The sequence below is a fragment of the Shouchella rhizosphaerae genome (assembly GCF_036700015.1).
GTDB lineage: Bacteria > Bacillota > Bacilli > Bacillales > Bacillaceae_D > Shouchella > Shouchella rhizosphaerae.
In genome coordinates, this window is sequence record NZ_CP144921.1 from 860,367 (window position 1) to 879,193 (window position 18,827).

Sequence of the window (18,827 nt, forward strand, 5' to 3'; positions counted from 1 at the left end):
TTTACCCTTCGATTGGTTTGCCATTCGCTATTTTTTTACGGTAGAGCCCGAACAAGACCCCGCCAATAACCGATCCTGTTAAAATTGCTATCACCCACTTAACCGCTCCAGTCACAACCGGCAGTACAAGAAAGCCACCATGGGGTGCTGGCACTTGCACGCCAAACATATACGTCATGATTGCTGCAATCGCTGAACCAATCATCAATATCGGCAAGACGACAATCGGGTTTTTGGCAGCAAACGGAATTGCCCCTTCTGTAATATGGGTGGATCCTAAAATAAAGTTCACCATTCCTGAGTTTCGCTCTTCTTTATTGAAGTACTTTCCGAAGAACAAGACCGCAAATGCGGTGATAAGCGGTGGCGCTATACACGCTGCGGACACGCCAGCCATGAAGTACAAATTTCCTTCAGATAGCAACAATGTCCCTGTTACGTATGCGGCTTTGTTAACAGGCCCGCCCATGTCAAATGCGCACATGGCGCCTACAATTAAGCCGAGCAGCAGCGGACTTGATGATTGAACGGAAGCTAAAAACGCCATCATTGCTTCGTTTAGAGCGGCGACTGGCGACATCAATGGATACATGACCGCGCCAATTAGAAAGATGCCAAGTACCGGAAAAAGGAAGATTGTTTTAAGCCCGTCTAATGACCGAGGTAATTTTTTGAATAGGTATTGCAACAGCACAATTAAATAGCCAGCCGCAAAACCAGCAATGATGCCGCCAAGAAAACCAGCCCCCGATTCAACCGCGAGCAAACCGCCGATAAAACCGGCAACCATGCCAGAACGTTTGCCGATCGCTTCGGCAATAAATGCCGCTAAAATGGGTACCATCACACTAAAACTCAAGCCGCCAACCTTATTTAGAAATGCGGCAAAGGCATTGTACGATTCATGGTTCGGATCAGCAGAATAAATGCCGAACAAAAAGGAAATTGCGATCAACACGCCGCCGCCAACTACAAATGGCAGCATGTGGGAAACACCATTCATCAGTGACTTATACAGTGAACGACCAATGTTCTTTTTGCCAGTTGGCTGATTGTCTTCGCCAGTCGCTTCTTCTGGCAACACTTCGCCTTTGGCTCGATAAACCGGCGCGCTTTTATCGATAATTTGTTGGATTAGTTCTTCGGCGCCTCGCAATGCCTTCGCTACTGGGACATCCACGAGCCGCTTGCCATGAAAGCGTTCCGTATTGACATCTTTGTCGGCAGCGACAATAACACCGTCTGCCGCTTCAATTTCTTCTTTTGTTAACGCATTTTCGATTCCGGCTTGGCCATGCGTTTCAACTTTGATCTCTACATCCATGTGTTTCGCTGCTTTTTTCAGCGCTTCCGCTGCCATAAAAGTATGAGCAATGCCTGTAGGACAGCCCGTTGCAGCGACAATCTTTACTTTTGCCATGTGAATCCCCTCCGTGTAATTTGTACTTGATCGAGAAGCATTGGAACATCTTTTAAATCGCTTAACCCCTTAGAAAAGGCAGTAGAAGCCCCTGTTGCTGTTGCTTTCGCTAGTGCGTCTTCCACAGGTGTGCCTTGCTGGATATGGCCAATGAACGTGGCCAACAAAGCATCGCCAGCACAAGCCGTGTTCAGTACTTTGCCTTTAGGAGACGTCGCAAACAAGCAAGTGTCCTTATTCAAATAAATGCTGCCGTCTTTTCCGCGAGAAATGAGTACTTGTTGCGCTCCACGTTTGATCAGTTCATACCCATAGTAGACAAGCTCCTTCTCACTCAATCGATGTTTCACTTGAAAGAAACCTGCTAACTCTTCTTCATTCGGCTTCAATAAATAAGGTTGAGAGGCCAACACGCCATCTAAAGAAGAAATGCTCGTATCAAGGACATAATGGACGCCATTCATTTTACAAATGGCGCCAATCTCGGCGAGAATGGCTTCTGACACGCCTACAGGCAAACTTCCTGAAACAATTAACGTACTGCCTGCTTCCAATTGGCCAATTTTTTCTATTAGCAAGCGTTGCTTTTCTTTACTAATGGACGGCCCTTGATTGACGATTTTGTATTCCTTGTCTGCATTCATAAACACGTTAATCCGTGTAATGCCATCGACGTGCACAAAGTCAGTCTTAATGTTTAGCTTCTGTAAAGAGTCCTGAATAAATTCCCCTGTAAAACCAGCTATAAAGCCTGTGGCGACGCTTTCAATTCCATAGCGTTTTAGCATAATCGACACATTGACGCCTTTGCCGTTTGGCTGGTAGTCTTCATCCATCGTGCGGTTGACTTTGTCGGGCATAAGCTTTTCCAACTGTACATATAAGTCGATTGCTGTGTTCATCGTGCATGTATAAATCATTTTGCCCTCACCAACTTCGTTTAATGTCTCAGAAATGCGATCCTTGATGTCTTTATTATCCCATTGGCGTACATGAAAATGTTTTCGCATCTTGAAAAACAATATTTGGTAAAAGCGCCTTCAGCGTTGATTTCATAAGAAAAAAACCGCCCTCTAGTTCAATGGGGCGGCTTTACAGATTCTTTTGTACGGATGACATAGGCGTCTAGGAGCACTCTCGCGATCACATTTAAGGAAAGGCGTGAGCGAACTTCATAATCTGGGATTAACGAGTGTTCACTTTTGTATCCGATCAACGTCATATCAGACAACTTATTCAGTGTCGAGTTCACTTTGGTCGTTAACGTAATGGTCGTCACTTGGCGGATGCTCAAGTTTTGGCAAGCTTCCACAAGTTCTTTCGTCTCTCCATTTAATGAAACAAAAATCGCCAAGTCCGTATCGTGATGCATTTTTTGCGATTTGATGCGGATAATATTCGGATCATCATGCATCTCACACGTCTTGTCAAGAACTTGCAACTTAACGGCCATCTCTTTGGCAATCATTTGCGAAAAGCCACGGGCAAAGATGTAAATTTTGTTGGCGTCATGCATTTTTTGGACCGCGTCCTCAATTTGGCCAATGCTTTGCAGTTGAATGGTACGGCGCACTTCCTCTTCGTTTTTTTGCAGCGCTTGCTTTATTTCGTTGCCAATATCGCTCAAACTTCCTTCTTTGTCTATCATTTGCTTATCCTGTTCAAGCTTGTATTTAAACGACGTATAGCCTTTAAAACCAATTTTTTTCATCAGCCGGACAACAGTGGCAGTAGAGACTGCCGCCCGTTCGCTTAATGTAACAATCGACATCGTCGCAATTTCATCCAGATGGTCATGAATGTAAGTTAACAAATAACGCTCTGTGTCACTAAGTCGTTCAAATGTATTATAAGGAATGTTAAATAACGGTTTGCTCATATGCACCACTCTTATCCATATTATTCGCGCTAGGCTTACCAAGCTTTGTGTTTATCGTCCTCTTTTTTTATGTCACTCTTTATTATTTCCAAGTGTACACGTAGTAGCCACGTTTCGCTAAATAGCTGAGGCGCGTCCAATACTGTGTCGTAAGGCAAATGCTTGTCCCCTTTGGCTGTACCTTTCTCTCACTCCACTAATAGGAGCCGTCCTCTTTGAAGACGGCTCCTTGCAGCCTAACGGCTGTTGTCCCGCTTCACCATTAGCACATCGCATGGCGCATGGCGCATCGCTGCCTCTGCCACACTACCAATCATAAGGCGGGTGACTGTATTTGTTCCAGTTGCGCCGCAAACGAGCAAATCCGCTTGAAGCGATTCCGGTAGATCAGTGGAAAGTTTGGCACGGGGATTCCCATGCACGTATTCCGTTTTTACAGTTGAAACTCCAGACTCCTTTGCCTGTTGTTTATATGATGTCAACATGCGCTCAGCTTCTAGTCGATGGTTATCTTCATAGGATAACGGAGCGGCAGCCATCGCTCCCCCTGTATAAATGCCAATCGGCTCGACATGAACAATCGTCAGTGCTGCCTCATATTGTTTGGCCAACCATGCCGCTTCCGACAAAGCATCTTCCGCTTGGTCGGAGCCATCCACGCCGACAAGAATCGTCTTATAGTACGGAGAAGCTGTTTCATAGTCTTTGACCATCAAGTAGTCACATGGCGCATGACGAATGGACGCTTCAGCGACACTGCCGGTAAAAAACCGTTCCATTCGGTTCCGCCCTGTCGCTGACGTAATGAGTAGATCCGCTCCATGCTCCTTTGTCAATGTTTTTGCGACTTGAATGCGCGGATTCCCTGAGGCAAACGCGATTTCCGTTTTGATGCCTGCTGCCTCTGCTTGTTCTTTATAACGAGCAAGCATGGCGTCGGCCTTGCCTTTCCACTCATCCCACAACTCTCCTGCATAAAGCATATGCTCATTGGGAAAATTGCGAATGTCCAAAACATGGCCAATGATAAGTGTTGCCCTACATTCTCCGGCGATGGAAAGCGCTTTCGAAAAGGCGTGGTCAGACTGGTTCGATCCATCGACACCAACAAGAATTCGTTTATACATGCTTCCAACTCCCTCCTGATTAGAGACTTTAAAAGCATCCTTCTCTTTTATTATAACAGCTATGGCAACGCCTACCGCCTTCATGTTATGAACATTCTTAGAAAAACTCTAAGCAGCCACATTTGCTGCTACGTCACTACTATGCACTTTGCCGCCTCTTCCTTATGTTTTTTCGAATAGGCGTTTGCCGCGATTTCCTCCTGAAGATTTTTATAAGCAGCCGCTACCGCTTCGTAAAATTTTGCTTTTTCACAGCTGTCTTCAATAAAGGTAAGCACATGTTCGGCCTTTAAATAATTTCGCAAAGCTCCATTCGAATCCGCTTTGCTCTGTTTGATCCTTCCACTGATGAAATGGCTTAAAAAATAGGTAATGTTAGCAAGCTTAATGAATTCAGACGTGTTCCCATTGCCTTTTAACTGTTCAGAATGGAGGTGTGAATTGAGCAAGTAAAGAGAGATGACTGCGTCATCGACATTCCTTTCAGCGGCCAAAAGCCTCCTTGCTCTTGATTGCAAATTCGTCATTTGCGCAGGATTTCCTGTTCGAATGCAACCTAGCCATTCAAGGCACAGATCGACAAACGGTTCCTCTTTTTCTCCAACCATACAACTCACTTCCTTCATCATAGATTAAAACAATTGTACCAATTTTGACAAAACTACTGAATTTGTATTTTAAATACGACTATAAAAAAGCATCTGAGCGCTCTAAAAGGCTCAGATGCTACTAGTCATACCGACCTAAAATCACGACTTTGTTTGCTGCTGCCACGTCATCGTCTCATTTAGGATTACGCTGCCTGTTGCCATGAAAAAAGATCAAAAGAACGAATTAGACATCCATCTAATTAGTTTCATTAAAAAAAGCTGGCCGCTTCGCTGGCGACACAAGTGTATAACGTCCCTCTTTTCTTTCCATAAACCCCGTCTCTACCCATGCTCTGCGGATCGTGGCAAAGTCATCATGAAAAGACTGAATATGAGCATTAATCTCCCGTTCTTCATAAACGACATTCTCCTCTAATCCTGTTAACATATGTTCTAAAAGAATGAGCTTTTTCTTGAATTTAGCCGGTATCGTCTTTAAGCGGCCATCTTTCCCTATAAAATGACGTATGATGTTTTCCTTCTCTAGTTGGCTGATTTTCATGTTCACATTCTCCTTTCCACTTAGTGATTTTATTATAATCTAATTAGATGAAAATCTAAATAGAAAATAAGAGTATCTCGTTTTTTATCATCAATGTTCGTCGTTTGCTTGTTTTTGACATCCTTTTTCGACTTCAAGAAAATTACACTCAATTAAATCCGAACATTTTATTGCATATCAATAGCAATTTATGTACAATAGTTTACATCATTTGTTTTTCGTTTAAAGGTGATGGGATGATAGGCGATACAAACGAAAATAAAAAAATATTGGCTCATCTATATAACGATGTTTCAAAAGAAATGTTCGGCGTTGGCACAACTTTATTAAAGGTTTCCATCTCCGGGGCACTTGTAACGATTCAAGCGAAGCATAAACGGGCAGCCCGTTCAACTGCGCTTGAAGGAGAAGTGCCTTCTTTAAAAATGGAAGTTGATTTTCATCTTTCCCTTCTCTATAAACGGAAACTTGCAGAACAATTAGCGACGCACTTCCACGACCCGATCGAGGTTGTGCTGCGTGATTATGATGCAAAAACGCAATGGGCTTTTACAAACATTCTTTTTTCCACTTCGTAAATGCAGACTGGACATGTCTGGTTGAGGATTTGCGATTCTTTTCAATACGGTTGCTTTTGCTTATGTTTACATAAGGAAGATGCACCTGTAGATGGCAAATGCTGCTACAGGTGTGTCTTCTTTTTTTCTTATTAAAAATGTGTACTAGGAGGACTTTCTAAATGAAAAAACATCTTTCTTGCTTATTTGTAATCACGTCAAGCTTGGTCGCTGTTAGCGCATGCTCCGCTTCAGGGGACGGCAATGAAAAACCAACAGACCTTGTCATTTCCACTTGGGGATTTGCAGAGGATTTTTTTAAGGAAGAAGTTTACAAGCCATTTGAAGAAGAATACAACGTTAATATTGTTGTCGATATCGGCAACAACGCAGAACGTCTTAACAAAATTCGCCAAGGAACTGCTAATGTAGATGTCGTTTATTTATCTGATTATTACGCCCAGCAAGGCATCGAGGAAGGTTTATTTGCTGAAATCGATCGCAGCAACATCGAAAATATTGACAACCTTTATGATATAGCTAAAGCCCCTCTTGGCGAAGAATACGGACCAGCCTATACGATTGGCCAATTCGGGATTGCTTACAATCCTGAGCAAACGAAAGGCCCAATCGAAAGCTGGAGCGACTTATGGGATGACTCTCTTGCAGGCAATTTAACGATTCCTTCTATTACATCGACAACAGGGCCAATGTTTTTAGATGCAGCTTCCATCGTAGCCGGACAGGAAGAATTTAATGCCGATGCAGCATTTGCAGCCATTGCCGACCTGAAAGGAAATATTGTTAAAGAGTATGATAAATCATCCGACTTCGTCAACATGTTTACCCAAGGCGAGATTGCTGCTGGGCCATTTATGGAAATGTATTTTCATGATTTGCAAGCCGCTGTCCCTGAAGCTGAGTTCGTTACCCCGACAGAAGGTGGCTACGCAGTCATGAATACAGTCAATGTCGTTAAAGACAGTGACAACAAAGAATTAGCGGAAGCTTTTATCAATTGGCATTTGAGCAAAGAAGTCCAGGAAGCGTCAGCTAAAGCGAAAGTCGACTCCCCTGTGAACATCGATGTTGAGTTGTCTGAACAGGAAGCGGAAGGCGTCACTTATGGGGAAGAAACAATTGAGGCGCTAAACCTGCTTGACATGGAATACGTAAACAGCGAATCAGCCGAATGGATTGACCGCTGGAATAAAGAAATTGCCAACTAAGGAGGCATTGGAGTGGCCAGAAAAATCTTACTTGATGTTGATACAGGCGTAGATGATGCCCTCGCCATTATCCTTGCCTCCAAAAGCACGGACGCACAACTGCTTGCAATTACGACAGTGAACGGAAATGTCTCTTTAGAAAAAGCGACTGTTAACACGTTAAAAGTGTTGACACTTCTTCATAAAGAGGGCGACATTCCCGTTATCCAAGGGGCTCATGCGCCACTTCGGCGCCCGTGCTTTTTTGAACATAGCGTCCACGGCAATGACGGCCTTGGCGGTGCTTTGCCTCATTTTGAGCCAACGGCACAGCCTGCCGACGGTTATGCTCCTGATTATATAATCGAACAGGCAAACCGTTATCCAGGCGAACTCACGCTTGTCATGACAGGGCCGCTGACGAACTTGGCGTTAGCGCTTGAAAAATGCCCTGATTTGCCAAAACTCGTGGCGGGCGTCGTCTATATGGGTGGTGCCGCCTTTACACATGGCAATGTCACCCCTGTGGCTGAGTACAACATGTATGTCGATCCTGAAGCAGCGCGCAAGGTGATCCATTCCGGCTTCGCCCCCCTTGTGCAAGTCGGATTAGATGTTACCCGCAAAGCACTTCTCACTAGGGAAAACATTGGATCGCTCGTTGACTCGCCTATCAAGCAGTTTATCAAAACGTGCACCGCAGACTATATAAAACTGTATGAAGCGCGCAACAACGTGGCAGCTTGTGCCCTCCACGATCCTCTTGCCGTTGCTTATGCCTTAAAACCCGAATTGCTCCATTTGGAAGAGATGTTTGTGGAAGTAGAAACAAACAGCCAATTTTGCGATGGGCAGACGGTATGCGACAGGCAACACCGCTTAGGAAAACCGGCAAACGTTAACGTTGCCACTGAGATCGACAGCGATGCATTTTTATCGTACTTCTTGCATTCAATTCAAAACTGAACATGGCCTTAGGCGTCTTGAAGCCGGGCCATTCTTTTCTGTGAGGTGATTTGTTCGTGAACCGGTCAATGCGCATGCTTTTGCTCATTCCAGGGCTGCTGTTTTTAACTGTTTTTATGCTTATTCCACTCGTGCTCACCATCAGCTCGACATTCGTCGAAAACGGCAGCTTTTCTTTAGACGGTTATTTTCGTTTTTTAGGTGATGCCTACTTTTTAGAAATTTTATGGACAACTCTTTTTGTCGCTCTATTAACGACTTTTTGCTGCGTTATTCTTGCTTTTCCCGCCGCTTATTACATTTCTAAGTTAAATGGCGGCAAAAAAGCAATCATGCTCATGCTCGCCATTTTCCCATTACTCGTCAGCCCAGTTGTTCGGTCTTTTAGCTGGATGATTATTCTCGGCCGCAATGGTTTGCTTAACGAGTTTCTTTTGGCGACTGGTCTAATAAACGAGCCATTATCAATTTTATATACGCCAGCCGCTGTCGCAATCGGCCTCATCCATTTATTTTTGCCACTCATGATCGTTACATTAGTTGGCGTAATGGAGAACATTGATGCTGATTTGTTTTTAGCTGCCGAAAGCCTTGGTGCCTCAAAAGCAAAAGCATTCTTAAAAGTGATGGTGCCCCTTTGTGTACCTGGCCTTGTAATTGGCAGCACGCTCGTATTTGTTGGCAGTTTTACTGCCTACACGACGCCAGCGCTTCTAGGCGGCCAACAACGGGTCATTTCGACATTTTTATATCAAAATGCGATTACGTTAAATGATTGGCATGCTGCTGCGATGATTGCAACAATTATGATTGTCATCACGTTTGTCGTGACCGGTCTTTTCCAAAAAATCGCAGCGATTTTAAATCCAAGGGGGTAAACAGATGAACCAATCAAAACATATCGGCCTTGGGTTTGTTTCCTTTCTCATATTTTTGTTTTTGCTCGGGCCACTCGTTATTATTTCGGTTGCTTCTTTTGAGCCTAGTACAGTGCTTCAGTTTCCGCCAAGTGGCTTTTCCCTTGAATGGTACGCAAATATTTTTGCTGTGTCGGCTTTCATGGACACGTTCAAGCTCTCAATGCTTGTTAGTTTGTTAGGCAACCTGTGTGCATTGTTGCTTGGGATTCCTGCTGCCTATGCATTAAGCCGCTACGAGTTTCCAGGAAAAGCGCTCTTGAATGTGTTGTTCGTATCGCCGATACTCATTCCTGGCACCGTGCTCGGTTTTACATTTTTACGCTATTTGATTGTCGCTTATCAGCTTCCGCTTGAAGTCGCGCTATTTGTAGGGCATACGATTTTGATGCTGCCCTTTATTATCCGTGTGATTGCTTCTAGTATGGCCACGTTTGACTTCTCGATTGAAGAAGCAGCGATGAGCCTCGGGGCAAGCCGCTTTGGCGCGTTTTTCAAAGTCATTTTGCCTAATATTAAATCTGGCATTATTGCGGCAGTGCTCATTGCGTTTCTAGAGTCATTCAACAACGTTGATATTTCCGTCTTTCTTACCGGGCCAGGGCTCTCAACGCTGCCTATCCAAATGCTGACGTACGTTGAACATTATTTTGACCCAACGGTTGCGGCTATTTCGGTGATGTTAATGGCATTAACAGCTATATTGATGTTTGCGATTGAAAGGCTAGTCGGCTTGTCGTATTTTACGAAACGATAACGAAACCGATTCCCGTTTCTCCTATGCTTGATGGCAACTTTTGCAAAAGAATGGAGGTCTCTCATGGCTTTACTAACATTAGACCAAGTGACGGTCGCTTACCAAAAACAAGACATTTTAAAACAGTTTGATTTAAAAATCGAGAAAGGCGAGCTCCTTTCCTTACTAGGACCAAGTGGCTGTGGAAAGACGACGACATTGCGCCTCATTGCTGGTTTTCTCGAATCGAAATCTGGCCGCTTTCTATTTAATGACAAAGATTACACACGTGTCCCCGTTTCGAAACGGAACTTCGGCTTTGTTTTCCAAAACTATGCGCTTTTTCCTCATTTGTCTGTGTATAACAACATCGCCTTTGGCTTAAAAATGCGCAAACAAACGCAAAGCGAAATGAAAAAACGGATTGCCCATGTCCTCGATGTCGTTAATTTAACAGGGTTTGAAAATCGTTTTCCAAAAGAACTGTCTGGCGGGCAACGCCAGCGTGTCGCGATCGCCCGGGCATTAGTGATTGAACCTGACCTGTTGTTGTTTGATGAACCGTTAAGCAACTTGGACGCAAACTTGCGTGAAACAATGCGCGTGGAGATTCGCCGCATTCAACAAGAACTCGGCATTACAGCTGTATACGTCTCCCATGACCAGGAGGAATGCTTTTCCATTTCCGACAATGTCGCGATTATGAATAAAGGGATCATTGAACAGCTCGATGCCCCATCCCATATTTATAGCTATCCAAAAACGCGCTTTGTTGCTGAATTTATCGGCTTTAAAAACTTCTTGCCATTCTCAGACAGGGAAGACAACGGGACTTATTGGACATTTGCCTCTGGCGCACAACGCTTTTCAGTCGCCAAACATGCCGCCTCGGATTTAGGCATGACAGGAGCGATCCGCCCTGACGACATTGAGCTTGTTCTCGATTTAAACCAAGGGGACGCTGCCAACCACATAGCTGGAAAAGTGCTTGTCTGCACCTTTCTCGGCCGAAGTTACCAATGTATCGTAGAAACGGCAGCTGGCACGTTTACCGTCCATACGGACATGGCGACGCCTCTTGACATTGGCACGCCTGTCGTCCTTCATTTTCCAAGCAATAAAATCATTATTACCCAATAATGCTTCCTGCGTTATGCCCTATACGAAAGCAACATACAACCATTGTCCATTGCGAAGTTGGAGGACTTTATTATGCATGTAGATACTTTAGTGAAAAACGTACGCGTCTATAACGCCTATACACAGCAATTTATCTCCAGTGACGTCGCGATTGACGAAGGCCGATTTGTGGCAATCGGTCACAGCGACGAACTTGAATCGATACAAGCCAATACAATTATTGATGGCCAAGGCCAGCAAATGATTCCTGGCTTGATTGATATCCATTTGCATATCGAGAGCTCGATGGTCACACCAGAAACTTTTTCGTGGGCACTATTGCGAAATGGCGTGACAACGATCGTTGCAGAGCCTCATGAAATGGCCAATGTGTTTGGAATTGAAGGCATTAAAGCCATGATTGAGGCAAGCGCCGCCTGTACGGTTGATATGAAATATGCGATCCCTAGTTCTGTTCCCGCTACTAGCTTGGAAACGACTGGCGGCGCCATCGGAATCGCAGAAATGGATGAATTAATGGACACAGAGGACATCCAATGCTTAGGAGAAATCATGAACTATGTCGATGTCCTTTCAAAGCCTGATTCAAAAACAAACCAAATCCTCAAGCATTTCCGGCGTTCCTATCCTGCGCTTCCTATCGAAGGGCATGTGCCTAAGCTGACAGGGCTCGACCTTCATCAAATCGTTGCTGCTGGAATTGGGTCTGACCATACACACCAAACGAGAGAAGGAATGGAAGCACGCATTAAAGCTGGCATGTTTTTAGAAATCCAAGAAAAATCGATGACCGACGACGTGCTTTCCTATTTGATTGAAAACGACGCTCGGGAACATTTTTGCTTTGTTACTGACGATGTCATGGCTGATTCCCTTTATAAACGCGGCCACTTAAACGTTCTTGCAAACAAAGCGCTCGCTGCAGGAATGAAGTTTGAGGACGTCATTTATGCTTGTACAATGGCACCTGCCAAGCGAATGAAGCTTGAAGACCGGGGCGCCATTGCTCCGGGAAAAATCGCTGACTTCATTCTTCTTGCAGAAGACGGCCAATTTGTTTTTTCCGCTGTTTATAAAGATGGAATGCTCGCTTATGATGCAGCAAGCCCACACAAACAAACGCCAAAGCCAAGGCAGTTTCCACCACATTTTTACGAAAGCGTCAAGCTTGCTCCTTTGCAAGAGGAGGATTTTCACGTGATTGCCGACCGCCAAGACGGCATCCATGTTTGCCGGGTGATGAATGTGGCAGATGGCTCGACCTTTACGAAGGAAACTCAAGAAAGGGTGCCTGTCGCAAACGGCCTCCTTCAATGGCAAGACAGCGACTTTCGTCTTATTGCCACATTTGAACGCTACGGGAAAACGGGCGGGCGGGCCCACGGCCTGATCGCCGGAGACATTCTACAGCGCGGAGCCGTGGCCACCACGTATTCCCACGATAACCATAACTTGCTCGTTGTCGGCGCAAACATCCCAGACATGGTTTGTGCAGCAAACGCAGTCATCCAAGCACAAGGGGGCTGTGCGGTAGTAGAGAACGGGGAAGTGAAAGCGATGCTGGAACTGCCAGTTGGCGGTATTCTTTCTGAAGCGCCCCTAGCCGAGCTTGCGCCAAAAGTCGAATCGTTCGTTAAAGCGCTAACGGCATTAGGTTATAAGCATTACAATCCGATTATGTCATTGTCGACGCTGTCTTTGCCCGTTAGCCCTGCCCTAAAAATTACCGATTTCGGGTTAATTGATGTGAATAACGGCAAAGTCGTTCCATTGTTTGTAAACGAGAAAAGCTAGGGGAAAAATCCCCTAGCTTCCTGCTAGTGCCACTGGTACGCTTTTTCGTTTTAAGCTCTTTTGAATCGTCGGGAGTTTCGTCACCTTTTCGCTGGCAGCAGTAAGAGCAACTGTTTGCGTCACGACATTTTGGCGGTCATTGCGCAAGCGAATCATCGCCGAATCGGCCTCTACAGACGGGTTCAGACGCATCGTGACCGTTTTCGTTGCTGTCCCTGTAGCGTCTGCAGTCAACGTACCGATTTGGTGGTAGCCGTAAGAGCTAGGCCAACTGCCATCCTCCCCTTGAATTTGCGAGATCGAACGTCCCCCTGGTAAGTATACTTGCATGTCAAGGCTGTTGACCGTTTGGTTCGGCGCCAAATGACGGAGCTCTACGCTCACAGAAAACGTCTGCCCTCCTAGTGGGAGCGCCTCTGGCGTTTCCAAATCATATTCCACTTCTAGCGGTGCTTCCTGTCCACTGCCAAACGATCCGGCTGCAAAAGTAGAACGGTCATACCATCGATAATCCCCTTGCGGCTGTCGCCATGGCTCAGCCTGTGGTTCTGTTGTTTTTTCAGGCTGCTCCATTTCCAGAAGTGGAGACGGTTCGTCTAAAGGAATTCCTGCTTCAGCAAAGTTGGTATAGGATTCTTGTTCAGCAAGCCAGTCGACTACCTGTACGAGGAAAGCACCATTGTCTTGATCGATAAATCCATCATACGTCCGCTTCATCCCGCCATGTTCTTCGTTGCGGTATTTTGGGGTCGCATCCTCGACTGGTGACGAATCACCAATAAAGGCTGCTTTGCCTAATCCCTTTTTTCCGATAGCCGCATAAGGACCTTCCTCCATTCCGCCGCCATGATAAACACCTTGGTCAACTGCGTTGTTCCACTTATTCGCTTCCGGCGTCAGGCCATCTGGCAAATAAGCAACGCCTTTAGCAACGTTTGGATCAATAATCGCAAGCGTTGATCCAGCATGGATGGAGAGCGCGCTAATGTTTTCTGTAATCCCGAACGCCTCTTCAGGGCTGACAATCGAATCGGCTACTGTATGGTCAATGGCATTGTAACGAAACCGAACGCCGAATTCTTCAGCAAGCCAGTCTGAACTTACAACCCCTTCAAGTGCTTCTTTTTCCTCGTTGCTCATCCCTTTTGTTATGTCATCATAAGCCCCTCGGCGCCATCCGTTCATAATTTCATTTGAATCAAGCCGGTTAAAATTGCGGTCGGCATTGTAATGGTCAGCAATAAAAAACACGCCGCCCCCTTCTCCTGCAAACGAGGCAATCGCCTCTTGCTCAATCGCCTTAAATGGGATTTGCGCTTCAGGAATAATAAACACATCGTACCCGTCTAAATCGGCGTTAGTTAGCGGTTCTGCACTACGGTGTTCCTTGACATAGTACCCGTTTTCCACTAGTGCATCCGCAAAGTCCGAAAAAGCTCCGTCTATGACCCAATCGGATTGACCAGCTGTTTGCCCATGGCTGTTATCAAACAATACACGTTTTCCATTCGGGTCACTTGGTTCCAATACAGGTGGAGGATCGCTAATGCTTTCTGCCAATGCCGGAACGCCTACTGTAAAACTAGCAAAAATGATAACCGACTGAATCGTCCTTTTTTGAGTCACTCTTTTCATACTGTCCCTCCTAATAAGAAATGAACTGCTTTACGATTAGTATAGCAAATGGCAAACATACACCGGCCAAAAAAGAGCGAACTTTACGAAACTTTCGAAACACATAGTCGTTTCTTTACAATTCTTAACAAGCTTCCTATTCGCTGATCCACGTTTTAGCCATTTTCCCGTAAATGGGAAAGCCAACCAGTACGAGCATTCAGCTTTTTCCATACGTTATCGTATAAAGCTTTGCGCTTTAAATAATTCTTCATGGAGGTAAGAAATGAGCTGCGACCATAAGAAATGCTCATGCGATTGTAAAAAGACTGAGCGTCCTTGCTACGAAACACTTCCGACAAAGGTGAAAAGATGTGATCCGATCATTCACCCTACAAAGCACCGCGTTGTAGAACAAACGGAAGTCGTCATTATCCCAGAAGTGTATCCGACCCATACGACTTATGTCAATAACCAAGTCGTACGCCGTGAGTACAGTTTTCCGCAAACCGAATCAGTCGAAGAGCGGACAGAATACGAATCGGTTGTCGAGAATGGCAATGGGAATAACGGCGGAGGCTATGGAGGCCGGCGCCGCGGCTGGAGTTGGATTTAAAGTGTCAAGAAACGCTTTGGGCTGTTGCCCAAGGCGTTCTTTTCGTGTTTAACATCTATCAACGTAAAATTTCTTCTACTATCGATGTCCCTTCGCTTCTGCTATCATCATTCCACTTCCATTTTTCATGCAAACGGATTCGTCCATCTGCCAATTGTTCTGGTATAGAGTAGCATTCCCCACCGCGTATTTCATAATCGACGTTTACATGGTTATAGCGAAATCGCAAATGGGCTTGATCATCAACTAAACCTATTAAAGTGCCTGTAAGGATCTCGCCTCCGCTATACGTTCCAGTCAAAATCCGGCCTTCCTGTTTGTATTGAAAGACTGTAGCTGAAGAAACTTCGCCATTTTCACTGTTTTCCTTTGCCACAAATTGCTTACCGTCATAGTGAACCATTGTTGAACCACTCTCTTCCCCTATCTTTTCCTTTCATAACACGCTTTTGCTATTGTCATGTCTTTATTTCACCAGAATAAAAACGGTTCGTCAATTGGTTCTGCGATGATTTTATTACACGTAAACAAATGGAAAACAGCCAAAAGTGATTAAGAAAAGGAAGGAAATAGACCGTTTACCCTTTCACAGCGCCAATTGCCACACTGCCCATAATCCGTTTAGAAAATAGCGAAAACACGATAATAATTGGTAAAACGGACAAGGCCACACCTAAGTACATTAAGCCGTAATCTGTATTATAGTAACCTTGTATCAATGCCACCATGACGGGCAATGGGTATTTCTCTTCGGAAAATAATAAGACTAATGGGCCAATGAAATTGTTCCAAGCTCCTATAAAGGTAAAGATGCCAATCGCAGCAAGAGCAGGGACGATCATCGGCAAAATAATCCGGTGAAAAATCTTCAACTCTCCCGCCCCGTCAATTCGAGCGGATTCCAGCACATCATCAGGAATGCTGCCGTCTAAAAACTGTTTAATAAAAAAGACGGCAAATGTGTTGGCCGCAGCTGGAAGAATAATAGCTGCATGGGAATCAAGCAAGCCAATCATACCAAGCCAACGATAGCTGCCAATTAATGCAAGCTGGGCGGGAATCATCATTGTCGCCAGCATAAGCAAAAACAAGATCGTATTAAAACGAAACTTAAATTTCGAAAACCCGTAAGCCGTCATGCCGCCGAAATAAAGCGTTAATAGGGTTGAACCGCCGGCAATGATGAAACTATTCATAAACCCACGTAAAATATCAACGTTTTCCACCATGCGTGTGAAATTGTTAACCAATTCCCCGCCCGGGAAAAACAAAAACGTTGAGGCAATATCCGCGTTTGCATGAGTCGAATACATGATCATTAAGTAAAACGGAAACAAACAGAGAATGGCAAGACCAATCAATCCTGTATAAAGTGAGAGATGAGCCCGCTTTCTTCTGCGTCCTTCCATAGACAGTTTTCCATCGTTTACAGGCAATGCCCCTTTGCTCACGCTAACTCCCCCTTTAAGCGATTTTGCTTCTATTTCTTGAAACCAAATAGGAAATGACAGATAAGCTGACAATGACAACAAATAAACAAAACGCAATGGTTGCACCATATCCAAACCGGCCTTGTTCAAAAGCAGTCCGATACAAATACATGACACTCGTCAACGTCGCATGGTTAGGCGAACCCGATCCTTCCGTTAACATGTATGGCTGGTCAAAGATTTGCACTCCACCAATTAATGAAGTGATCACTTGGAAAATAATAATCGGTTTTAATAGCGGAACGGTTATTTTAAAGAAAATCTGGGTTTTCGACGCTCCATCTACTTTGGCAGCTTCGGCATACTCTGGCGAAATTCCTTGCAAGCCCGCGATATAGATAAGCATGGAGTAGCCAAAGTACTGGAAAAACAGAATGGCGGACACAAGCATTTGCATAAACAAGGGGTTGTTTTTCCAATCAATGGCCTGGTCCAAGAAACCAATCGACATAAGCAACTGATTGACACTGCCCGTTTGCCAGTCAAACATGAGACTGACGAGCAAGCCGAGGGAAGCAGCCGTTACAATGTTTGGAAAGAAATACACCGCTCTAAAAAAATCTTTGCCTTTTAAGAATTTGTTCGTCAAAATGACTGCAAGCACTAGACTGACAGTAAGTTGAGGTATCACTGATACAATCCAAATAAAGAATGTATTAAACAGTGATTGAAGAAACAACGGATCGATTATCGCCCGGGTGTAGTTCGCAAAGCCGATGAATTCTGGATCGTTGAGCCCATCCCAATTGGTTAAGCTTAAATAAAAAGAATAGAGAATTGGATATAGACCAAACAATAAGAATACGATAAAAAACGGGGCAATAAAAAAGTATCCGCAATTTCCCTTATTAATGCGGTTAATGAACATGTTAACCCTCCTCGGATTATAGCTTTAGGAGCCAGTAAGGTTATTCAATCGTAAGTTCTGGAAAATACGTTTGCACATCACGTTTAAACCGTTGCCAAAACTCTTCTTGCGAACGAAAATTTCCCTTGGCGTATGAACCCATAAGTTCATTGAAAATGTCATTAATGTCGCCATCAAATGATGAACGGACAACTGCCTGCACATTTTCTGACTCCTCATTAAAAAATTCAAAATAATTTTGGCCCGCTAGGAAATCGCTCGTAATCTCATCCGCTACGCCTTCATTTGCTCCGCGATGACTTGTATAATACTGTTCATCTACAGCTAAGTTCTGTAAGAAGTCAACATCAAATCCATACATTTTCACAAATTCCCAAGCCAAGTCTTTGTTATCACTGCCAGAATAAACGGAATAAAACGTCCCGCCTCCACTAAAAGCAGCAGGACCACTCGCCAGTCCCCATAACCCACTTGTTTCAGGAGCATTTGATTGCAAGACATGTTGCAAATACCAAGATGGCCCTGGATAAAACAAGACGGAGCCTTGTTGCATAGAAGCAGTCCATCCAGGAGACCAATCATCCAACATTGCCAATGCGTCCGCTTCAATCGCTTGATCCACTAAATCCAGCACGTCCCTCTTTGCTTGATCGATGATTAATTTATCATCAACAACCCATGCTTGGTTAACGAGTGCGTCCTGCACTTGCCCAATTGAATTCCAATTTGGCAACCCATGGACTGTCCCACCGCTTTCTTCATAAACGCGCTTGCTAATCGAAAACACATCATCCCATGTTTCGATCATTTCACTAACCTCTTTTGGATCATCTGTTCCTAAATATTCTTTCGCCAAATCTCTGCGAAAATAAACACCACCTGTCGTGCCTTGATAACCAACTGCGCGAACATCCCCATTTGAATCCCTTTCCATGCCTTGAATATACTCGTAATGGCTGTCAATCAATGCCTCAGCGTCATACGGAGCTTCAGATAACGATTCTAGTGATGGATGGTCAATGAACTTTCGCACATATTGGGCTTCTAGTGCAAATACATCAGGTGCCCGTATTCCTGTTGACAAAGCAGAGCGGAGCTTTGTTTCATATTGACTTGAAGGAATAAACTGAAAATTAACTTTTACGTCTGGGTGTTCTTCCACAAATGCTTCAACGGCGTACTCACCTTCATCCGTAAAGCTCCAAATCGTAATCTCTTTTTCTTCTTCTTCCGCGCTGCATCCTATTAAACAGAAACTCAAAGCTACAGCCAAAATCATTACTCTTTTTCCCATACATACCCCTCCTCCAATTATGTGATCCACTTTGTTTGTTTATGAAATA

At 44.6% G+C, this 18,827-nt stretch carries 19 protein-coding genes; 8 read left to right on the forward strand and 11 right to left on the reverse strand.

What is annotated here, in order from left to right:
* Position 1: 1 nt before the first annotated feature.
* The 6 genes from V5G21_RS04590 to V5G21_RS04615 form a co-directional block, all read right to left on the reverse strand.
* On the reverse strand, positions 2–1,420 hold the full coding sequence (locus V5G21_RS04590; RefSeq protein WP_095254891.1) for a PTS fructose transporter subunit IIC: 1,419 nt from the start codon (positions 1,418–1,420) through the stop codon (positions 2–4).
* On the reverse strand, positions 1,408–2,340 hold the full coding sequence (gene pfkB, locus V5G21_RS04595; protein ID WP_011248040.1) for a 1-phosphofructokinase: 933 nt from the start codon (positions 2,338–2,340) through the stop codon (positions 1,408–1,410). The genes V5G21_RS04590 and pfkB overlap by 13 nt, the downstream gene beginning before the upstream one ends.
* Positions 2,341–2,498: 158 nt before the next feature.
* On the reverse strand, positions 2,499–3,299 hold the full coding sequence (locus tag V5G21_RS04600) for a MurR/RpiR family transcriptional regulator (protein ID WP_011248041.1): 801 nt from the start codon (positions 3,297–3,299) through the stop codon (positions 2,499–2,501).
* Between the two features lie 236 nt (positions 3,300–3,535).
* Positions 3,536–4,426 carry a universal stress protein gene (locus V5G21_RS04605; RefSeq protein WP_011248042.1) on the reverse strand — a complete coding sequence of 297 codons (891 nt, stop codon included), beginning with the start codon at positions 4,424–4,426 and terminating at the stop codon, positions 3,536–3,538.
* A gap of 128 nt (positions 4,427–4,554) precedes the next feature.
* Positions 4,555–5,034, reverse strand: a complete 480-nt coding sequence (locus V5G21_RS04610; RefSeq protein ID WP_011248043.1) for a hypothetical protein — start codon at positions 5,032–5,034, stop codon at positions 4,555–4,557.
* Positions 5,035–5,272: 238 nt separating this feature from the next.
* Positions 5,273–5,578: a DUF2087 domain-containing protein gene (locus tag V5G21_RS04615; RefSeq protein ID WP_063608576.1), complete on the reverse strand. Its 306-nt coding sequence runs from the start codon at positions 5,576–5,578 to the stop codon at positions 5,273–5,275.
* Between the two features lie 236 nt (positions 5,579–5,814).
* Here V5G21_RS04615 and V5G21_RS04620 point away from each other — a divergent pair, with 236 nt between their 5' ends.
* From V5G21_RS04620 to V5G21_RS04650, 7 genes are all read left to right on the forward strand, one after another.
* Entirely contained in the window at positions 5,815–6,156 is a 342-nt protein-coding gene (locus V5G21_RS04620) for a hypothetical protein (protein WP_050749060.1), read from the forward strand.
* A 161-nt stretch (positions 6,157–6,317) separates the two neighbouring features.
* The gene (locus V5G21_RS04625) at positions 6,318–7,364 is read left to right on the forward strand and encodes an ABC transporter substrate-binding protein (protein WP_035202896.1); all 1,047 of its coding nucleotides are present in this window, start codon (positions 6,318–6,320) and stop codon (positions 7,362–7,364) included.
* A gap of 12 nt (positions 7,365–7,376) precedes the next feature.
* Entirely contained in the window at positions 7,377–8,309 is a 933-nt protein-coding gene (locus V5G21_RS04630) for a nucleoside hydrolase (protein ID WP_338465253.1), read from the forward strand.
* Positions 8,310–8,377: 68 nt separating this feature from the next.
* Positions 8,378–9,187 carry an ABC transporter permease gene (locus tag V5G21_RS04635; protein ID WP_041824752.1) on the forward strand — a complete coding sequence of 270 codons (810 nt, stop codon included), beginning with the start codon at positions 8,378–8,380 and terminating at the stop codon, positions 9,185–9,187.
* 4 nt (positions 9,188–9,191) lie between these two features.
* On the forward strand, positions 9,192–9,983 hold the full coding sequence (locus V5G21_RS04640) for an ABC transporter permease (protein ID WP_011248049.1): 792 nt from the start codon (positions 9,192–9,194) through the stop codon (positions 9,981–9,983).
* A gap of 63 nt (positions 9,984–10,046) precedes the next feature.
* Complete coding sequence (locus V5G21_RS04645) at positions 10,047–11,102, forward strand: ABC transporter ATP-binding protein (protein WP_095327341.1); 1,056 nt, start codon at positions 10,047–10,049, stop codon at positions 11,100–11,102.
* A gap of 72 nt (positions 11,103–11,174) precedes the next feature.
* Entirely contained in the window at positions 11,175–12,896 is a 1,722-nt protein-coding gene (locus V5G21_RS04650; protein WP_338465254.1) for an adenine deaminase C-terminal domain-containing protein, read from the forward strand.
* 12 nt (positions 12,897–12,908) lie between these two features.
* On the opposite strand, the gene V5G21_RS04655 is transcribed toward V5G21_RS04650, so the two are convergent.
* Positions 12,909–14,531 (reverse strand): DNA-binding protein, encoded by a 1,623-nt coding sequence (locus V5G21_RS04655; protein ID WP_338465255.1) that lies wholly within the window; start codon positions 14,529–14,531, stop codon positions 12,909–12,911.
* 265 nt (positions 14,532–14,796) lie between these two features.
* Between V5G21_RS04655 and V5G21_RS04660 the strand changes: the two genes are divergently transcribed.
* Entirely contained in the window at positions 14,797–15,126 is a 330-nt protein-coding gene (locus V5G21_RS04660; RefSeq protein ID WP_011248053.1) for a CotD family spore coat protein, read from the forward strand.
* A gap of 58 nt (positions 15,127–15,184) precedes the next feature.
* Here V5G21_RS04660 and V5G21_RS04665 read toward each other — a convergent pair whose 3' ends face one another.
* From V5G21_RS04665 to V5G21_RS04680, 4 genes are all read right to left on the reverse strand, one after another.
* Positions 15,185–15,529 carry a n-acetylglutamate synthase gene (locus tag V5G21_RS04665; RefSeq protein ID WP_338465256.1) on the reverse strand — a complete coding sequence of 115 codons (345 nt, stop codon included), beginning with the start codon at positions 15,527–15,529 and terminating at the stop codon, positions 15,185–15,187.
* Positions 15,530–15,704: 175 nt separating this feature from the next.
* Entirely contained in the window at positions 15,705–16,577 is an 873-nt protein-coding gene (locus tag V5G21_RS04670; protein WP_011248055.1) for a carbohydrate ABC transporter permease, read from the reverse strand.
* A gap of 13 nt (positions 16,578–16,590) precedes the next feature.
* Positions 16,591–17,484, reverse strand: a complete 894-nt coding sequence (locus V5G21_RS04675) for a carbohydrate ABC transporter permease (RefSeq protein WP_011248056.1) — start codon at positions 17,482–17,484, stop codon at positions 16,591–16,593.
* 40 nt (positions 17,485–17,524) lie between these two features.
* Positions 17,525–18,778: an ABC transporter substrate-binding protein gene (locus V5G21_RS04680; RefSeq protein ID WP_011248057.1), complete on the reverse strand. Its 1,254-nt coding sequence runs from the start codon at positions 18,776–18,778 to the stop codon at positions 17,525–17,527.
* Positions 18,779–18,827: the final 49 nt, after the last annotated feature.